Genomic DNA, 17948 nt, shown 5'->3' on the forward strand with positions numbered 1-17948 from the left:
ATGAGCTTACACGTAGACAGAAAACAATACGCCAATATATTAGGTCCTACAGCCGGAGACAAAATCAGACTGGGAGACACTGAAATTATTATTGAAATTGAAAAAGATTTCACCCATTACGGAGACGAAGCCGTTTTTGGAGGAGGGAAAACCGTACGTGATGGTATGGGACAGAATGTTACCGCCAAAAGAGATGAAGGGGTTCTTGATCTTTGTATCACAGGAGCCGTAATCATCGATCACTGGGGAATTGTAAAAGGAGATATAGGGATTAAAGACGGTAAAATCGTAGGAATCGGTAAAGCCGGTAACCCTGATACGATGGATGGAGTATCTCCTAACATGATCATTGGTGCTTCTACTGAAGTCCACGGTGGAAAAGGATATATCGTAACTGCCGGAGGAATTGATACCCACATCCACTACATCTGTCCACAACAAATTGAAACCTCTCTATACAGCGGAATTACTACCATGATCGGAGGAGGAACAGGTCCAAACGATGGAACGAATGCCACAACAGTAACTCCGGGGAAATTCAACATGCAGAAAATGCTTGAAGCAGCAGAAGAATATCCAATGAACTTAGGTTTTTTTGGAAAAGGAAACTGTTCAGCAGAAGAACCTATCGAAGAGCAGGTTGAAGCCGGAGCATTAGGGGTGAAAATCCACGAAGACTGGGGAGCAACACCCGCAACCATTGATGCTGCTTTGAAAGTAGCAGATAAATATGATGTTCAGGTTGCCATCCACACCGATACTTTAAATGAAGGTGGATTTCTTGAAGATACCATGAGAGCCATCAACGGAAGAGTAATCCACACTTTCCACACGGAAGGAGCTGGTGGAGGCCACGCGCCGGACATCATTAAAGCTGCCATGTATCCAAACGTATTACCCGCGTCTACTAACCCTACACGCCCTTACACAGTCAATACTATCGATGAGCACCTGGATATGCTGATGGTTTGTCACCATTTGAGCAAAAATATTCCTGAAGACGTGGCATTCGCAGATTCTCGTATTCGTCCTGAAACCATTGCAGCAGAAGATATCCTGCATGATATGGGAGTTTTCAGTATCATGAGTTCTGACTCTCAGGCAATGGGCAGACCAGGGGAAGTTATCACAAGAACCTGGCAGACGGCAAGCAAAATGAAGGAGCAGAGAGGTGATTTAGCTGAAGATAAAGATAGTGGAAACGATAACTACCGTGCAAAAAGATATGTGGCTAAATATACCATCAACCCGGCCATCGCACATGGTATTTCAGAATATGTAGGATCTGTAGAAGAAGGAAAATTAGCGGATTTGGTAATCTGGAAACCAGCATTATTCGGGGTTAAACCTGAAATGATTGTAAAAGGAGGATTTGTAATTGCTGCTAAAATGGGAGATCCTAATGCATCTATTCCAACGCCACAGCCCATCATCTACAGAAATATGTTTGGAGCCCACGGAAAAGCCAAGTATGGTATTTGTGCCAACTTCGTATCTCAGATCTCTATAGATAATGGAACTATCGCTTCTTACGGATTAGAAAAAATGATCCTTCCGGTGAAAAATTGTAGAAATATTGGTAAAAAAGACCTTATCCATAACGATAAGACACCTTTAATTGAAGTGAATCCTGAAAATTATAAAGTAACAGTGGATGGTGAATACATCACTTGTGAACCGGCGGAAAAACTTCCCTTAACACAGTTGTATTACCTGTTCTAAGATAAATCTTATCCATAAAACCTAACAGGTTTTTAAAACCTGTTAGGTTTATTTAACAACAAAAAAAGATTTACCAGGCAATATTTAAAAATAATTATAGAACTAAGTTTAGAATGAAATACTTTAATAAAACAGTTTTTTCCTTTGCCATAGCCGGAATTACTGTGCTTTCAGGAAATCTGAGCGCTCAGTTTTTAGGAGGGCATAGGCTGAAGAGTGATGAAGACGGGCCCAAAGGACAATTTATGTTGTATGGTTCATTGGATTACTCAAAAGTGACTACTCCAACAAACAGCAGCAGTACCGTTTCGAGTGCACCGCTTGGGGTTGGATATTTTATCAATAATAATGATCTTATCGGGGTTAATTATGCTTATTCTCAAAATTCTGTGAATCATGATGTTGTATATAAACAGAATGAAGCCGGAATTTGGTACAGTCCCTCATTAATGTTGGGGAAATACTTTGTATTGATCGGGCAGGTAGATGCTCATTATGTTTGGGGACAGCAACAGGCAACAACTGCTGATGAGATGCAGAACTTTAACGGGTTCCGTCTTCGTGCTTATCCTTTGATCGGGATATTATTAGGTGGGGGTTGGGCCTTGAAATTCAAGTTTGCAGAACTTTCAATGCTTCAGACCAAAACCAAAGAAGAAGGTTGGACAAAAAGCTATGTGGCTGGAATCAGTGGTTCAACATTCGGAGTTGGTATTTCTAAAAACTTAGACTTCAGAAAAAAAACAGCTAAAAATGATCATTAATCAAACCATAGGAAATCTTACCGAAAACACTACGGGAAAATATATAGATTATCTGGATCTTGAATGGTTTGAAACCACCAAAAGAATTCAGCGTAAAAAAACCAGAAATGGTGTAGATGTAGCCATCAAATTTCTAAAAGAAGGCCAGCGTCTGCGTGAGGGAGATATTCTTTTTGAGGATGCAGAAAAAGTGATAGCCATTAATGTTCTGGAAACAGATGCTATCGTAATGACACCGGGTTCTCTATTGGAAATGGGAACCGTATGTTATGAAATCGGAAACAAACATATTCCGCTTTTTATTCAGGATGATAAAGTATTGCTTCCATTTGAAATGCCTATGTTCAGATGGCTGGAAGCAAGTGGTTTTAAACCGGAAAAACAATCCGTAAAACTGCTTAATCTTCTGAAATCCAATGTAGAACCTCACGGACATGGAAGTCTGGGCTCCACAATTTTTACTAAAATCTTAAAAATGGCCGCTCCGAAAAATGAATAATCATATGAACATCAGTTTTTTATCAGGATTACTGCATCTTGCAGATCCCACACTTCCGATCGGTGGTTATACCCATTCCAACGGACTTGAAACTTATGTACAGGAAAGAATTGTTCATAATGTAGAGACTGCCAGGGAGTTTGTACAAAACATGCTTCAGTATAACCTTAAATTCAACGACGGAGCTTTCGTAAAATTGGCTTATGAAGCAGCGGAAAAAGGTGATTTGCAGGCTCTTTTGACACTTGACAATGAGTGCAATGCCGTAAAATGTCCAAAAGAAATCCGCCAGGCGAGCCAGAAATTAGGCTTAAGACTGATCAAAATTTTCAAAAGAAGAGAAAGCTTTCCTTTCATGGAAGCATTTGAAAAAGCCATTCGGAATAAAGAAGCTAATTCTCATTACTGTATCGTATTTGGAGTCTATGCATATTTGATGGAAATTCCTTTATACGAGGCCTTACTGGGATTCTATTATACTTCAGTGGCAGGAATGATAACCAATGCCGTAAAGCTGGTTCCGCTGGGGCAACTTGACGGGCAGGACATCTTATTCGCTTTATATCCTGTCATGGAAAAAACAGTTTGGGAAACAATGGAAATGGACCGGGATATGGTAGGCCTTTGTAATACAGCTTTTGATATCAGATGTATGCAGCATGAAAGGTTATATTCAAGACTTTATATGTCATAAAAAATGAAGAGATGAAAGGCAAATGACCAGAACGTAAAATCCTTTGCTGATTGCAATACCCTTGTGATCTCGAAATATTCTCAATCAGTTAAATCTTAGCACTACCAGCGTTAAAAAAATAAAAACAAAGTAAAATTTAAATAAAATGGAAAATAGAAAATATATAAAAGTAGGAGTGGCAGGCCCTGTAGGATCAGGAAAAACTGCCTTACTGGAACGTTTAAGCAGAAAATTATTCGGGACTTACGACCTTGGAGTGATAACCAATGATATTTATACCAAAGAAGATGCTGAATTCATGGCTAAAAACAGCCTTCTTCCCCATGACAGGATTATCGGGGTAGAAACAGGAGGCTGTCCTCACACTGCAATCCGTGAAGATGCCAGTATGAACCTTGAGGCGGTAGATGAACTGGCAGCGCGTTTTCCGGATATTGAATTGGTGCTTATAGAAAGTGGTGGTGATAACCTTTCTGCAACTTTCAGCCCCGACCTTGCCGATGTAACCATTTTCATCATTGACGTTGCAGAAGGAGAGAAGATTCCCAGGAAAGGAGGTCCCGGTATTACAAGATCAGACTTATTAATCATCAATAAAATTGACCTTGCCCCACATGTAGGTGCCAGCCTTGAAGTAATGGAAAATGATGCCAGAAGAATGAGAAAAGGAAATCCTTTCGTCTTTACCAACCTTAAAACCGATGAAGGACTGGATAAAGTAATAGGGTGGATCAAAAAATATGCACTCCTTGAGGAGATTGAAGAACCGAACCTGGTAAGATAAATGGACAGTCGTTTGAGTATAATTGCAGGATTCAAAGGTGGAGAATCCTATGTGAAAGATCTTTATGTCTCACTTCCTTTCAGGGTTGTTTCTGTTGGGCAGAGAAAAAATGACAAAAAACTCTATCAGATGGTCATGAGCTCCTCTCCGGGAATCCTGGACGGTGACCGTTATCATCTGGATATTACCTTGGAAAAAGGTTCTTCCCTTCAACTGCAATCACAGTCGTATCAACGACTCTTCAATATGAAGGATAAGGCACTTCAGGAACTGAATGTAACCATGGAGGAGGAGACTTCTTTCGCTTATGTTCCTCATCCTATCGTTCCCCATGAAGATTCTAATTTTAAAAGTAAAGCCCATGTTCATATCGGCAAAAACAGCCAGATCATCATCAGTGAGATCATTACCTGTGGAAGAAAACATTATGGCGAGGTTTTCAAACTGAAACGTTTCCAGAATCTCATGGAAATTTACCATAACCACAAACTTGTGGTGAAAGATAATGTGGTGATTCAACCGGATATGATCCCGATCAGCAGTATCGGCAACCTTGAACAGTATACCCATCAGGGAACTTTAATCTTCTACAGTACCAAAGAAAATGTAGATAAAAACGGATTGATTGAAGAGATCGTTGAAGCAGCCGCTCCGCATCATGAAGATATGGAGGTCGGAGTCTCAGCGATGGAAGACAACGGATTTGTAGTAAGAGCTTTAGGCCATGGGGGAGAGTTGATGTACAACTTTTTCCTGCATGTTCAGGAAATCCTTTGGGCTTTGGAATAAAAAATATCAAAAGTTTCATTCGATTTGAAGATTAGGATGAAACCTTATAGGTTTTTAAAACCTATAAGGTTTAGATGGTGCCTTATCACCCAAAGAGGTTGATTATCAGCGTAATCTTCAAAATCTGAGAGAGCAATATTCAGTAGAAGCGGGCTTTAGCCCGCGTCAATAAAAAATCTTCCATTGGCTTTAGCCAAAACATAAAAAAGGAATTAAAAATAGAAAATGGATAGTACAGTTTGGGCACTTCTTTTGAGTGCCGTTTCAATAAGTTTCATACATACCGCATCAGGGCCAGATCATTATCTGCCTTTCATCGTCATCTCAAAATCCAAGAAATGGAGCGGAATGAAAACCGCAATATTAACGGTGGTTTGTGGACTTGGACACGTTCTGAGTTCCCTGATTCTCGGTTTTATTGGAGTGTTTTTGGGCTGGCAGCTTAATAAAATTTCCTGGTTTCAGGATATCAGAGGAAATTTCTCGGGATGGGCATTGCTGATTTTTGGTGGAGTTTACCTGGTGTACGGCCTTATTCAGGCGATCAGAAATAAACCTCACAAACATTTTGATGTGATGGGTGATGATGTTTATGTGTATGAACATAACCACAGTGAAGTGGTAATGCCTCAGAAAAGAATAAAAGTAACACCTCTTGTCCTCTTTATGATTTTTGTAATGGGACCAAGTGAACCTTTAATTCCTTTATTATTCTACTCAGGAGTAAAACATTCTATGTCTGAAATTGCTGTTTTGGTTATTTCCTTTACTGCAACTACAGTCCTTACAATGTTGGGAATGGTGCTTTTAGGGCGCTATGGTTATTCAACCTTATTCAATACGGAGAAACTGGAAAGATATATGGGCGTGGTAAGCGGTGCTGTGGTAACAGTCTGCGGAGTCGGGATGGTTTTTCTGGGGTGGTAAACAAGTAGGAGGATCCGGAGCTTGAGAGTGGAATATTTAAAGTTCACGATTACTATCCTTATTATTTATCATTCACATATAAAACAAAATTGCTATTGGTCTCTAAGCTCTATAATGTCTTTCATCTCCAGGCCTTTTGTCTCTTTACTACCAGCTAACTACAATCATTAATACAATTAAAAAAAACTATGAACGAATTTTTTAAAAAAATCCCTTTTATCGATAACATTTTAAAAGGAGTCGGGCAGATTATGCTTCAGGAAAACAGATGGACCGGACTTCTGTTTCTTATCGGTATTTTTATGGGAAGCTGGCAATGCGGTGTTGCAGTATTAATTTCAACAGCAGCCGGGACCTTTATAGCCATGAAGCTGAAATATGACAGTTCTGAAATCAATGCCGGGTTATATGGTTTCAGTGCTGCCCTTGTAGGAGTAGCATTGGCTTTTCTATTTGAAACAACCTTGCTGATCTGGGTTCTTATCGTATTGGGAGGGGCGTTGGCAGCCATTATTCAGCATTTCTTTATCAGGAATAAAATTCCGGTATTTACTTTTCCTTTTATTGTGATTACATGGGTACTGGTATTTGCACTGCATCATTTTACCCATATTCCACCGTCTGCACTGCTGAGTGCCGAAGTAGTATCTTCAGAATATGATGACTTTCTTACCTGTACCAATGGTTTTGGTGAAGTAATATTCCAGGGAGGAGTACTTTCGGGAATGATTTTCTTTGTTGCTGTATTTATCAGTTCACCGATAGCCGCTTTGTATGGTTTGGCAGCATCTATTCTTGGTGCCGGATTATCACAGCTGAACGGAGAGCCTGTTAAGGAGATTCACATGGGATTATTTGGCTTTAATGCCGTTCTTTCTGCTATTGTATTTTCAGGGATAAAAAAAACGGACGGTTTATGGGTGCTTATTGCCGTTCTTTTAACAACAGTCATTGATGACTTTCTGATTGATCATCATTGTCTGGATGCTGTGGGAGGTGTATTTACTTTCCCATTTGTAGCAGGAACCTGGATCACCCTTTTAATCCGGAAGATACTTCTTAAAGCAAAAAGATAGCGTTTGAAGGCAGGGATTGTCAAGCCAAATTAAAGTTCAGATATGGGATTTAAAAGTCTTTCACGAATGATTGACAATTCATTTTTTAAATGTCTTATTTCTTCAATCTAATCTAACCATTAATACATTTTACATTGTTCATTTTACAAATGACAATACAATTCTATAAAAAATAAAATGAAAATAACTAAAATAGCAGCCGCTTTTCTTATTATGACATTCAGTGGAAAAATGATGGCACAGGAAACAGAAAAACAATTGTTAATCAAAGATGCTGATGATAAATTCCCCATTGCAGATGCATTGGTAAAATATGACCACGGAAACAGCCATACACATACCGGAACAGATGGTACTTTTGCCATTCCTGCTACATCACTTCCCGATACACTGGTGATCAACCGCCAGGGATACGATGAGGTAAAATGGGTAGTGACCAACGATGAAGATAAAAATAAAGTTATTTTTTTACAGCATAAGCCTTTTCAGATTTCTGAAGTAGCCATTAATCACAGTTCGTTTTTATCAGCGATTACAAAAGTGGATTTGAATAAACTTCCGGTTAATTCAGCGCAGGATCTTTTGAGAAAAGTGCCGGGATTATTTATAGCGCAGCATGCAGGAGGTGGAAAAGCCGAGCAGCTTTTTTTAAGGGGATTTGATGCCGATCACGGTACCGATGTAAGTGTGAATGTAGACGGGATGCCGGTAAATATTGTATCCCATGCTCATGGACAGGGATATTCCGATCTGCATTTTGTGATTCCTGAAACAGTCAATAATATTGATTTCGGAAAAGGAGCGTATTATATGGAACGCGGAGACTTCAATACAGCAGGCTATGTTGATTTTCAAACTTATAATGGATTGAAAAACAGTATGGTAAAATTGGAGGGAGGATCATTTAATTCAAAAAGAGTATTGGGAATGTTTAATATTTTGCATGACGATCTTGGCAGAAAAAATGCCTATGTCGCAGCAGAATACAATTATACAGATGGTCCTTTTGATGTAAAACAGAATTTTAACAGGGTCAATATTTTCGGGAAATACAACCAATGGCTGACGGATAATGATTATTTTAATATCCAGTTTTCAACATTCAGTTCTTCATGGAATGCTTCAGGGCAAATTCCGGAACGCGCGGTAGATGAAGGAATCATCAGCAGATGGGGAAGTATTGATCCTACTGAAGGCGGGAAAACTTCCAGAACAAATATTCAAATGAATTTTAAGCATATTATTTCTCCTACCGAGCAGATAGATGCTATGGCTTTTTACTCAAAATATAATTTCAACCTGTATTCTGATTTTACCTTCTACCTGAAAGATAAAGACCATGGCGATGAAATCCAGCAGACAGATGGTAGAAATATTTATGGAGCCGAAATAAAATACACCAAAACCTTTTCTTTACCGGATAGCTCCCTGAACTGGTCTTCAGGGGTCGGGCTAAGAAATGACGATATCAATACCTTACAGTTAAACCATGTTTATCACCGGGATTTATTATTAGATAAGATGTCTGATGTGAACGGAACGGAAACCAACCTTCATGCGTATTCAGGCCTGATCTGGAAAACAGGTAAATGGACGATTAATCCGGCGGTAAGAGTAGATCATTTTATCTTTAATATACACAATCTGCTGGATCCTGAACAATTACCTTCCGGGCAGTCAAAAGAAGCAACAAGAGTAAGTCCAAAACTGAATTTCTCTTATGCCCAGAGTGATAATGTAATGTGGTTCCTGAAAACCGGGATGGGATTTCATTCCAATGACCTGAGGGTTGTGGTTCCCAATAAAAATGACAATACCCTTCCATATTCTATCGGAGCAGATTTCGGAGTAAGATTACACCCGTTCAGCTCATTAATTATTACCCCGGCAGTATGGTGGATGGACCTGCAGCAGGAATTTGTCTATGTAGGAGATGATGCAGTGGTAGAGCCCTCCGGAAAATCAAGACGTTTCGGTGCTGATCTGGGAATCCGTTTCCAGCCATTGGAAAATTTTTACCTGAATGCGGATATCAATTATTCTCATGCAAGATTTATTGAAGAAGAAAAAGGACAGGATTATATTCCGTTAGCACCAGTAGTTACAAGTACAGGATCTGTAAACTGGGATTTCCTGAATGGATTTTCATTAGGACTTCAATACCGTTATCTTGGAGAAAGACCGGCAGTAGAAGATAACAGCATTAAAACAAAATCGTACTTTGTTAATGACTTGATGCTTTCTTATAACCGTCAAAAATGGGGGGCAAATATTCAGCTGAACAATCTTTTCAATGTAAAATGGAATGAGGCCCAGTTTGCCACAGAAACCCAATTGAAAGGGGAAGCAGAACCTATTACAGATCTTACCTATACACCGGGAAGTCCATTTGGAGTAAGAGTTGGAGTGTACTATAAGTTTTAGAGTGAGAGAGTGGGAGAGTAAGAGGGTTTGAGAGTAAAGCGATTTTCAAATTAACACATTCTCAAATTTTCAAATTCTCTCCCCTTTACATTATAAATTTTGTCTAATTTTAATTAATCATAATAACGGATATGGAAGTATTATCCAATTTTCAATACAAAAAGCTTTTTCTCCCGAATATCACGGAGAAAATATTAGCTAATAATGCGGATATACAGCTTTACCGGATAGAGAATTATCTTAAAGGAATCCTGATGCCGGTGATTCCGTACCGGACAACTTTTAACTTTATTATTTTCGTTACCAACGGGCATATCAAACAATATCTGGAAAATAAAGAATACCACGCTGAAAAAGGAGGTGTCATTTTTATCAAACAGGGAACCATAACGGCTACTGTTGAGCTGTCTGATGACATTGAAGGTTTTTTCCTTGCTTACGAAAATAATATTCTGTCTGAACAGGAATTGCCCAAGCATAAAAGCAGCATTTTCTTTATGACCCCTTTCCTGAATCTTGATAGTCTGACTTATGAAACCATTATGCAACTTCTTCCCATCATGGAGCAGGAATTATGGCTGAACAATCTCAATATAAATGATGTAGTGGTTACTATGCTTCATCTGATCCTGATTAAAATGCTGAGTACAGACTCCGATACCCATCATAAATCTGCAACACGGCCTATGGAACTTTCCCTGCAGTTCCGGGATCTTTTATTCAAATTCCATGTAGGAGAAAAGAGAGTTGCTTTTTATGCAGATAAATTATCGGTAACAGAAAGTTACCTGAATAAATGTGTGAAAAGTGTAACACAAAAGTCCCCGAAACAGTGGATTAATGAAATTGACATCAATTATAGTAAGGCATTGCTGCATTCAAGTAAAGACATTGCAGAAATTGCCTACGAATTGAATTTTCATACCGCATCCCATTTTACCCAGCTTTTTAAAAAAATAGCGGGGATTACACCGAAGGAATACAGGACACAATTTTTGAGTAATAGGGTGATGGGGTAGGCAAATGGGCTGGAAGCCGGGAGAAGGAAAGCTGGAAGTTCCTGAGAGCTTGAAAAAGCGATTGTTGTTTTTTAACAGATTTATATTTGTCTATCATTTATTCATGCCATCTGTCATTCTGACGAAGGAAGAATTCCATATATACTAAATTTCCCTTTTGTTAGAAATCAAAAATCCAATGATCATAATAACATGAATAATTAAAATAGCATCCGGTTAATACTCGTCCACTAGCACTTCCAGCCTCCAACTTCCCTCTTCCAGCCAAAGTTCTACATCTTCTCATTTTCCAAAATCTTAATCACCAGTTTTTCCTCCTTCGTCAGGTCAGCTTTCCCATCGTTTTCCTCAATAACTTCCAGTTCATCAAGGTATTTTTTGATCGTATTGTTCTCATAAAGATTGATGACTAAAGGATGCACATAATACTTTTTACAGACTGCTGTGGTATTACCCAGATGTTCGGCGACAATATCCAAAGCTTCCTTTACTTTCTTTTTATATTCGGTGTTGTTTTCGGCATATCCGATCTCCTTAAAAGCGATCAGCGCACTCACCGTTCCGGACCATGTCCTGAAATCTTTAGCAGTAAAATCCTCTCCGCTGATTTCCTTGATGTATTCATTCACCATCCCCGAGTCTATAGAATGACGGTTTCCTTCATCATCAAGATATTGGAAAAGCTCTTTTCCCGGGATATCTTTACATTTCTGAACAAGCCTTGCCAATCTTTTACTTCTGAGATCAATATGATGTACAATGCCTTTCTTTCCTTTAAATGAAAATGTGATTTTCTGACCTTTAACTTCAACGTGTTTATCTTTTAAAGTAGTCAGCCCAAAGGAGCCATACAGTTTTTCGTAGATATTATTACCAATACGGATATTGGTTCTTTGCATAAGGCTGACGATGAGGGCCAGGATTTTCCGTTTTTCAAAATTTCTCAGAGCAAGATCCTGTTCTATATGGAGCCTGATTTTAGGTAATGCATACCCGAACTGAAGCATTCTGTAGAATTTTGTATGATTTCTCAGAGCACTCCACAAAGGATGATAACGGTACTGCTTTCTTTTTTTAGCGTCAAAACCGGTGGCCTGAAGATGTCCGTTTTCCAGGGCACAAATCCATACATTTTCCCACGCCGGAGGAATAACAAGTTTGTTGATTCTTGTAATCTCATCTTTGTCTTTGATTTTTTCACCATCCTTATAGTAGGAATATTTTTTTCCTGTCTTTTTCCGGGTAATTCCGGCCGTTTCTGCATCGGTGGTATATACAAGATGTACCGCCTTTGCAGAAGCCTCCGGGTCCTTCATTATTTTAACAATTTTTGCCGGCTTTAAATGCGTAATAATTTCTATCTCTGTATTCTTCTCCATAAAACATGGTTAAGAGTTTTTACCCTTCGAAAAAATAAGTAAAAGAATCACTACTATCACACAGACCAGAAAAATTCCCCACCACATTCCGGCTTTAAAAATTGTTTCTACTGCTTCACAGCTCGTTAATGTCAACAAGCTTACTATCATAATACTGTAAATGCTCCATTTTTTCATAGCTTAATATTTTTGTGTGAGTATCAAATTCTGAGTCGGTCGGCTCTCCAGTTTTTAATCGATCTTTTGATCTCGTCTCCTGAAATGTTTTCGTGAAGAGCTCTATACAAAAGTTCTTTGAATTCTTCATCATCAGCAAATCTCAGAGCTGCTATCTGATCAAATTTTAATTTTCCAACAGTTTCTTCAGATCTGTTATTAAAAATTTCAAAATATCGTTGCCTGAATTCAAGGATGACAATACGGTTCTGAAGTCCCAATGCATAATGCTGTCTTGTCATGAATGTCAGATAGAAAAGCAGAAAAATAACAATAGAAAATAATATCCATGTCAGCTTATTGGCCGGATCATCCCATACTTTATAAATCCCATAAACTTCCAATACAATTAATAGAGGAAGGTATATAAAATGGTGAGGCGGATAAAATTTTCTGTGATTGTGGTAATTCTGCTGTTTCATGAGATGAAATACAGCAATAATCTTTCCAAAAAATGTTAATTAATAATTTAATAGGTTTTATGGTGTGAAAAAATGTTCTGTTTTTATAAATTTGATGGAAATTTTATAATTCAACACGTGAATGAGCAGGTTTTACATAAAAAATATTTTATTTTATTGTAACCACAGATTTCTCAGATTTTCACAGATGTTTTATGCATAACTTTGGCACGCAGATTATGCAGATCCCGCAGATTAGTAATAAAATCTTGGTTTTTTACTTCTGTGTAATTCTCACGTTATGCTTTAACTTAAAAAACTAAAGTGTTCAAAACTTTTTATGCTTTGTAGTTTAGCTTTAAGTATAAAATCCATACTATTGATTCAAAACTTTATGGCCTTGCACTTTTCGAATGATCATTAATGAAAAAAAATAACAGATTATTAAGGAAAATAGGCAGTATATTTAATTTTTGACTTTAAATTTTTTGTAACTTTCGGTGTTTAAAAAAGAAAAGAATGACTTCAAAGGAAAAAGTTGCTGCGCTTCGTGAAGAAATGCAGAAAAATAATGTTGATGCATTTATAATATATTCTGCGGATCCGCATATGAGTGAATATCTTCCTGAAGAATGGCAGGAAAGAGCATGGCTTTCAGGATTTCTGGGCTCTGCCGGTTTTGTGGTAGTGACCAAAGACAAAGCAGGGCTTTGGACAGACGGAAGATATTTTACACAAGCAGCCATTGAATTGGAAGATTCAGGAATCGACCTTTTCAAAGACGGAATGGAAGGAACGCCTCATTATATCGATTGGATTATTTCTGAAATTCCTGCCGGAGGTAAGGTGGCTGTAAATGCTTTAGCCGCATCTCATGCCAATTGGGAACTGCTTTCCCAAAAACTGAATTCGAAAAATATTACACTGGTAGATATTCCACTTTTAAAAGAAGTATGGAAAGAAAGAGGTACCCCGTCTGCTAATCCTATATTTATACATCCTGTAGAAAGAGCCGGTAAGCCGGTGGTTGATAAAATTTCTGCAATCCGCCAGAAAATGGAAGAGCAGGAAGCAACGGTTCATATCATTTCGAGCCTGGATGATGTAGCATGGACCTTAAACCTAAGAGGAAGTGATGTACAAAGTAATCCTGTATTTTTGGGTTATATTGTCATCACCAAAAATGATGCTGTTTTATTCACGGGATTAGAAAAACTGGATGTGGAAGCCAGAAAGCAAATGGATGATTCTTTCGTCAAGATGATGCCTTACGAAGAGTTTTACCATTACCTAAAAGGGTTTAAAAATGAAAAAATACTGGTTTCTCCCAACAGTAACCAGCAGATTTTTGAAACGTTAAAATCAGACAACCAGTTTATTAAAGCCCCGGTTCCGGGAAACCTGATGAAAGCGCAGAAAAATGAGACTGAGCTGGAAGGCTTCAGGAAAGTAATGGTAAGGGATGGTGTGGCGATGGTAAAATTCCTTTACTGGCTGACTCATAATGCAGGAAAAGAAGCTATGACCGAATATTCTATCGGAGAAAAACTAAGAGATTTCCGGGCACAAGGCGAGAACTTTGTGGGAGAAAGCTTTGGTTCCATCGTAGGATATAAAGATAATGGTGCCATTATGCACTATTCTGCTAAGAAAGAAGGAAGTAAAGAAGTAACCAATGAGGATACAATCCTGGTAGATTCAGGAGGTCAGTATCTTGAAGGAACTACCGATATTACAAGAACTTTTGCGTTAGGTACTCCTTCTGAAGAGTTCAAAAGAAATTCTACTTTGGTGTTACAGGGATTGATCCGTTTATCCATGGTAAAATTCCCTAAAGGAACAAAAGGAGTACATCTTGATGCTATTGCAAGGCTTCCGCTATGGATGGAAGGTAAAGATTTCAACCATGGTACAGGACATGGGGTAGGAAGTTTTATGAACGTACATGAAGGACCTCAGAATATCAGAAAAGACCTGAACCCGCAGGAACTTCTTCCGGGAATGGTACTGTCCAACGAACCTGGATACTATCTTGAAGGACATTACGGAATCCGTCATGAAAACCTTATTGCCGTAAAAGAAGCGGAAAAAACTATCCACGGAACATTCTATGAATTTGAAACTTTGACATACTGCCCGTTCTTCAAGGATACAATAGTGAAAGAAATGTTGTCGGAAAAGGAAATCGACTGGCTTAACTCTTACCATAAGGCTTGTGAAGAAAAATTAGCCCCTTACCTGGAAGGGGAAGTGAAAGAATGGTTCCTGCAATTGGTAAGTCCTCTTTAATAGAGGGTAAGTAACAATCAGTTTACTACTCTAAAGATCGGACCTTAAACGAATAATTGTTAGATAAATTAAAAGTCCTGTAAGTGTATCTTGCAGGGCTTTTTTTATCATGCAACCGTATTTTTACGGATAAATTTTCAGTGATTACCCTGAGGTACGGGAAAAAGAGGCTTATTATCTTTGAACAACAAAAAACATCATTTCATATCTTCATATATAACTTAGTAAATTCAAAACGGTAGTAAGATCATCTCGTCCTGAGATGGTCTTTTTTATTTTCATTCTGGAAATATAATTGTAATAAGGAGATAATGGATCAGATGCAAAAGTTGGAGAATCAGACTATTTATACCTTACCTTTAAAACTTAATGCAAAGGGTTTTTGTATTCCTATTATATGGTAAGAATGCAAAGGTAGAATCAATGAAATACAGTTTATTCCAATGATTAATTTTTATGAGAGCCGGGAAAACTGAAATAAATATTCTTACAGCAAAAAGACCGGAAATTGCTGAGACTTTTTAATCTTCAAAAAAATATTCAGCAATTTCCGGTTTTTATAGCCCTTTCCTGCCTTCTATCCAATATGCCTGTGATTTGATGCACCTCGGAGAAACTCCTTTAGCCTTAAGAAATTTTCTGATTAATGACATCCGGCCTCCGTTTCCGGTAAGATAAAAAGTAACACTATCATGAAAAACGGCTTCTTTTTCTTCTCTCAGAAAATCGGTAAGGGCTTCTATTACTCTTATGGTACTGTTTTTAGCACTATGATACCCGTACAAATTCAGCTTTTCAAGAGCAGAGCATTCTTTCAGCTCGTGGAGGCATATAAACAAAGCTTTGGATTCTTCTGCCGCTTCTTTAATGGAAAGTGAGCTTCCCAGTGAAGTTTCATCTCCTATTGAAAAGTGAATTTTGGCATCGTGTTCAAAAAATCTCTTTCCTCTGGGCATTAACATTTTTATAGAATCTCCTGCAGATAGTCCATTTACAAAAACGTGTGCCCACAGAAGTAGTGTCGTGAAGATGGAATAAAACATCAAAAGTTCCTTCTGCTCTGTTGAAATTAAAAGGAGAATAATTACGGAAATCCCTTTCATTGATTCTTATACCTATTGCATAGGCTGGTTCAACATGAATATCCTGAAGATCACCTGCGAAACGTATACGGCGAAGGTTATTAGTGATGTTTTCTATATGGATGACGGTACATTCTTTAAATTTTGAGGACCAGATATTTTCTACAGTATCATTGATCCATTTTGGTAAACTTGGCATAACTAATTTTTATTGCAAAGGAAGCTTCAAAATTAGAATATTGCTATAGCGGGTTCAGGGTATTAATTGGACATTTCGTGGTTTTAGTATAAACTGAAATCAACAATGGGGACTGGAGACATTGAGCCGGAAGAAAGAAGTTGTGTTTTTTTACAACACATCTGAGGATAATAAAAATATAGTGGTTGTGATGGTATTCCAGCTTCAGTTTTTGTTCTGATTGTACCTGTTTTGGTTCGCATTCCTGAAGGCCAAAGGCGATTGGTCTTCCAGTTTCGAAAATAAACGGCTAAAATATGTATGGTCACTATATCCCAGTTCATAAGCGATCTCTTTTACGGTAAGATGAGTAAATGCCAGTAGACGTTTGGCTTCAATTAAAATTTCCTGATGAATCCAGTGCTGGGCGGGCTTACCTGTTACTTCACGGATCGCTTCTGTAAGGTATCCTCTGGAAATAGCAAGCATTTCAGCATAGTCAGATGGACTTTTCAGGGTTTTATAGTTTTGCCTTACCATGATTTTAAACTCCCGTGTCAGTTGTAAAGAACGATTTTCAGAGGCAGCCTGAGAATTGTTTTCTTTTGAATAAATAAAGGCAAACATCCCTATAAAAGTATGAAGCAGAGACTGAATCACAGAAAAACCTTCTTTGGAAGCCAACATCTCTTCCGTATAAAAGGAATGGAGGATAGCGGCAGCGTTATTGAATTTTTCTACCCATGCTGATTCTACTTTCAGAGGACGTATTTCTTCCAGAAATTCTTCAAAAACAGAACGTACAGCATCCGGAACCATATCAGATTTTACAGCCACAAACCACCCGTTCACATTATCCATTAAAAGCCCCTGGTGTACCTGTCCCGGTAATACACAGAAGATAGTAGAGTTTTTAGCTTCAATGATGTTGAAGTCTACCATCATTTTTACATGTCCGCTTTCCATGAAGGTAAATATATAATGGCTGTCACGGTGTATTCCTTTATCCATAAGGATATTTTCCGCATAATACGTATGCTGATCTATTCTTTTTATATGGAACCGATGCCTGGAAATATCACTCAGATCATAGGTGGGAATGGTGTGCTTCATTTTTTTGAAACTGATTTACAAAACTACAATAATACATAAGATCTGTTTTAATTTACAACATAAAAATTCCTGTGGTAACAGTATTATTTGTCATGTTTTATTAATTGTGTCCGTTGTTTGCACAGGCGGAATACCGATCAATACAATCCCCAATATTGAAAAAAACGTAAATTAGCCAGTACAATTAAAGCAAATTTTCCAATACGCCATGTCCAGACTAAGAGCTGCAAGAGAACATAAGAATCTGACTCAGGAAGAACTTTCAGAAAAGTCCAGAATTTCTGTAAGAACCATTCAAAGGATTGAAGCATTGGAAATAGAAGAAACGGCATTACAGAATGTTACTGTAGCTCCTGAAGTTAATGATGAGGTAGGCAGTAAAGTCATTTCTGAGGTCGAGGAAGAGCAGGTGTCTGAGGTCAATTACTACCCGTTAAAATCATCAACCTTTCTTCGTTATTGTTATCAGCTAAAATATAATCTTTAATATTATGGTATACCGAGGAAAATTACATGTAATTATTTTTTTTATTTCTGTTTATCAATCTTTTTTCCCAAAACCAGAGGTTCATTTATGAATATGAATATATTG

General features: G+C 38.0%; 18 protein-coding genes. 12 read left to right on the forward strand and 6 right to left on the reverse strand.

Annotation, left to right across the window (positions count from 1 at the left end; genetic code table 11):
• From ureC to HX13_RS05185, 10 genes are all read left to right on the forward strand, one after another.
• Nucleotides 1–1722: an urease subunit alpha gene (ureC, locus tag HX13_RS05140; RefSeq protein ID WP_050020176.1), complete on the forward strand. Its 1722-nt coding sequence runs from the start codon at nt 1–3 to the stop codon at nt 1720–1722.
• Nucleotides 1723–1835: 113 nt separating this feature from the next.
• Nucleotides 1836–2486 carry a hypothetical protein gene (locus tag HX13_RS05145; protein ID WP_050020177.1) on the forward strand — a complete coding sequence of 217 codons (651 nt, stop codon included), beginning with the start codon at nt 1836–1838 and terminating at the stop codon, nt 2484–2486.
• Complete coding sequence (gene ureE / locus HX13_RS05150) at nt 2476–2985, forward strand: urease accessory protein UreE (RefSeq protein WP_050020178.1); 510 nt, start codon at nt 2476–2478, stop codon at nt 2983–2985. Before HX13_RS05145 ends, ureE begins: the two co-directional genes overlap by 11 nt.
• A gap of 4 nt (nt 2986–2989) precedes the next feature.
• A complete protein-coding gene (locus tag HX13_RS05155; RefSeq protein ID WP_050020470.1) occupies nt 2990–3679 on the forward strand; it encodes an urease accessory protein UreF in 690 nt (229 codons plus the stop codon).
• 145 nt (nt 3680–3824) lie between these two features.
• Nucleotides 3825–4463, forward strand: a complete 639-nt coding sequence (gene ureG / locus HX13_RS05160; RefSeq protein ID WP_050020179.1) for an urease accessory protein UreG — start codon at nt 3825–3827, stop codon at nt 4461–4463.
• A 12-nt stretch (nt 4464–4475) separates the two neighbouring features.
• Complete coding sequence (locus HX13_RS05165; RefSeq protein WP_238555045.1) at nt 4476–5252, forward strand: urease accessory protein UreD; 777 nt, start codon at nt 4476–4478, stop codon at nt 5250–5252.
• Between the two features lie 225 nt (nt 5253–5477).
• A complete protein-coding gene (locus tag HX13_RS05170) occupies nt 5478–6179 on the forward strand; it encodes a hypothetical protein (RefSeq protein ID WP_050020181.1) in 702 nt (233 codons plus the stop codon).
• A gap of 188 nt (nt 6180–6367) precedes the next feature.
• Nucleotides 6368–7255, forward strand: a complete 888-nt coding sequence (locus HX13_RS05175; protein WP_050020182.1) for an urea transporter — start codon at nt 6368–6370, stop codon at nt 7253–7255.
• Nucleotides 7256–7432: 177 nt separating this feature from the next.
• Nucleotides 7433–9679 (forward strand): TonB-dependent receptor, encoded by a 2247-nt coding sequence (locus HX13_RS05180; RefSeq protein ID WP_050020183.1) that lies wholly within the window; start codon nt 7433–7435, stop codon nt 9677–9679.
• A gap of 131 nt (nt 9680–9810) precedes the next feature.
• Complete coding sequence (locus tag HX13_RS05185; protein WP_050020184.1) at nt 9811–10698, forward strand: helix-turn-helix domain-containing protein; 888 nt, start codon at nt 9811–9813, stop codon at nt 10696–10698.
• Nucleotides 10699–10970: 272 nt separating this feature from the next.
• Here HX13_RS05185 and HX13_RS05190 read toward each other — a convergent pair whose 3' ends face one another.
• From HX13_RS05190 to HX13_RS05200, 3 genes are read right to left on the reverse strand one after another with little or no spacing between them, the layout of a single operon-like run.
• Nucleotides 10971–12077 carry a DNA topoisomerase IB gene (locus HX13_RS05190; RefSeq protein ID WP_050020185.1) on the reverse strand — a complete coding sequence of 369 codons (1107 nt, stop codon included), beginning with the start codon at nt 12075–12077 and terminating at the stop codon, nt 10971–10973.
• A 9-nt stretch (nt 12078–12086) separates the two neighbouring features.
• Nucleotides 12087–12254 (reverse strand): hypothetical protein, encoded by a 168-nt coding sequence (locus HX13_RS05195; protein WP_050020186.1) that lies wholly within the window; start codon nt 12252–12254, stop codon nt 12087–12089.
• Between the two features lie 23 nt (nt 12255–12277).
• The gene (locus HX13_RS05200) at nt 12278–12715 is read right to left on the reverse strand and encodes a DUF6526 family protein (RefSeq protein ID WP_050020187.1); all 438 of its coding nucleotides are present in this window, start codon (nt 12713–12715) and stop codon (nt 12278–12280) included.
• A 498-nt stretch (nt 12716–13213) separates the two neighbouring features.
• On the opposite strand from HX13_RS05200, the gene HX13_RS05205 reads away from it, so the two are divergent.
• A complete protein-coding gene (locus tag HX13_RS05205; protein WP_050020188.1) occupies nt 13214–14983 on the forward strand; it encodes an aminopeptidase P family protein in 1770 nt (589 codons plus the stop codon).
• Nucleotides 14984–15540: 557 nt separating this feature from the next.
• Here the strand turns inward: HX13_RS05205 and HX13_RS23445 are convergent.
• The 3 genes from HX13_RS23445 to HX13_RS05215 all read right to left on the reverse strand — a co-directional run bounded on the left by HX13_RS23445 (nt 15541) and on the right by HX13_RS05215 (nt 17356).
• Nucleotides 15541–15939: a hypothetical protein gene (locus tag HX13_RS23445; protein WP_238555046.1), complete on the reverse strand. Its 399-nt coding sequence runs from the start codon at nt 15937–15939 to the stop codon at nt 15541–15543.
• Nucleotides 15914–16264 (reverse strand): hypothetical protein, encoded by a 351-nt coding sequence (locus HX13_RS23450; protein WP_238555047.1) that lies wholly within the window; start codon nt 16262–16264, stop codon nt 15914–15916. Before HX13_RS23450 ends, HX13_RS23445 begins: the two co-directional genes overlap by 26 nt.
• A gap of 204 nt (nt 16265–16468) precedes the next feature.
• Complete coding sequence (locus HX13_RS05215) at nt 16469–17356, reverse strand: helix-turn-helix domain-containing protein (RefSeq protein ID WP_050020189.1); 888 nt, start codon at nt 17354–17356, stop codon at nt 16469–16471.
• A 208-nt stretch (nt 17357–17564) separates the two neighbouring features.
• Between HX13_RS05215 and HX13_RS23455 the strand changes: the two genes are divergently transcribed.
• Nucleotides 17565–17843, forward strand: coding sequence for a helix-turn-helix domain-containing protein (locus HX13_RS23455; RefSeq protein WP_050020191.1), 279 nt, complete (start codon nt 17565–17567; stop codon nt 17841–17843).
• The last annotated feature ends 105 nt before the right edge of the window (nt 17844–17948 follow it).

This window comes from Chryseobacterium sp. P1-3 (assembly GCF_000738495.1).
Classification (GTDB): domain Bacteria; phylum Bacteroidota; class Bacteroidia; order Flavobacteriales; family Weeksellaceae; genus Chryseobacterium; species Chryseobacterium gallinarum.

Coding starts and splice junctions, on each gene's coding strand:
- ureC (WP_050020176.1), top strand. CDS start 1: ATGAGCTTACACGTAGACAGAAAACAATACGCCAATATATTAGGTCCT.
- HX13_RS05145 (WP_050020177.1), top strand. CDS start 1,836: ATGAAATACTTTAATAAAACAGTTTTTTCCTTTGCCATAGCCGGAATT.
- ureE (WP_050020178.1), top strand. CDS start 2,476: ATGATCATTAATCAAACCATAGGAAATCTTACCGAAAACACTACGGGA.
- HX13_RS05155 (WP_050020470.1), top strand. CDS start 2,990: ATGAACATCAGTTTTTTATCAGGATTACTGCATCTTGCAGATCCCACA.
- ureG (WP_050020179.1), top strand. CDS start 3,825: ATGGAAAATAGAAAATATATAAAAGTAGGAGTGGCAGGCCCTGTAGGA.
- HX13_RS05170 (WP_050020181.1), top strand. CDS start 5,478: ATGGATAGTACAGTTTGGGCACTTCTTTTGAGTGCCGTTTCAATAAGT.
- HX13_RS05175 (WP_050020182.1), top strand. CDS start 6,368: ATGAACGAATTTTTTAAAAAAATCCCTTTTATCGATAACATTTTAAAA.
- HX13_RS05180 (WP_050020183.1), top strand. CDS start 7,433: ATGAAAATAACTAAAATAGCAGCCGCTTTTCTTATTATGACATTCAGT.
- HX13_RS05185 (WP_050020184.1), top strand. CDS start 9,811: ATGGAAGTATTATCCAATTTTCAATACAAAAAGCTTTTTCTCCCGAAT.
- HX13_RS05190 (WP_050020185.1), bottom strand. CDS start 12,077: ATGGAGAAGAATACAGAGATAGAAATTATTACGCATTTAAAGCCGGCA.
- HX13_RS05195 (WP_050020186.1), bottom strand. CDS start 12,254: ATGAAAAAATGGAGCATTTACAGTATTATGATAGTAAGCTTGTTGACA.
- HX13_RS05200 (WP_050020187.1), bottom strand. CDS start 12,715: ATGAAACAGCAGAATTACCACAATCACAGAAAATTTTATCCGCCTCAC.
- HX13_RS05205 (WP_050020188.1), top strand. CDS start 13,214: ATGACTTCAAAGGAAAAAGTTGCTGCGCTTCGTGAAGAAATGCAGAAA.
- HX13_RS23445 (WP_238555046.1), bottom strand. CDS start 15,939: ATGCCCAGAGGAAAGAGATTTTTTGAACACGATGCCAAAATTCACTTT.
- HX13_RS23450 (WP_238555047.1), bottom strand. CDS start 16,264: ATGCCAAGTTTACCAAAATGGATCAATGATACTGTAGAAAATATCTGG.
- HX13_RS05215 (WP_050020189.1), bottom strand. CDS start 17,356: ATGAAGCACACCATTCCCACCTATGATCTGAGTGATATTTCCAGGCAT.
- HX13_RS23455 (WP_050020191.1), top strand. CDS start 17,565: ATGTCCAGACTAAGAGCTGCAAGAGAACATAAGAATCTGACTCAGGAA.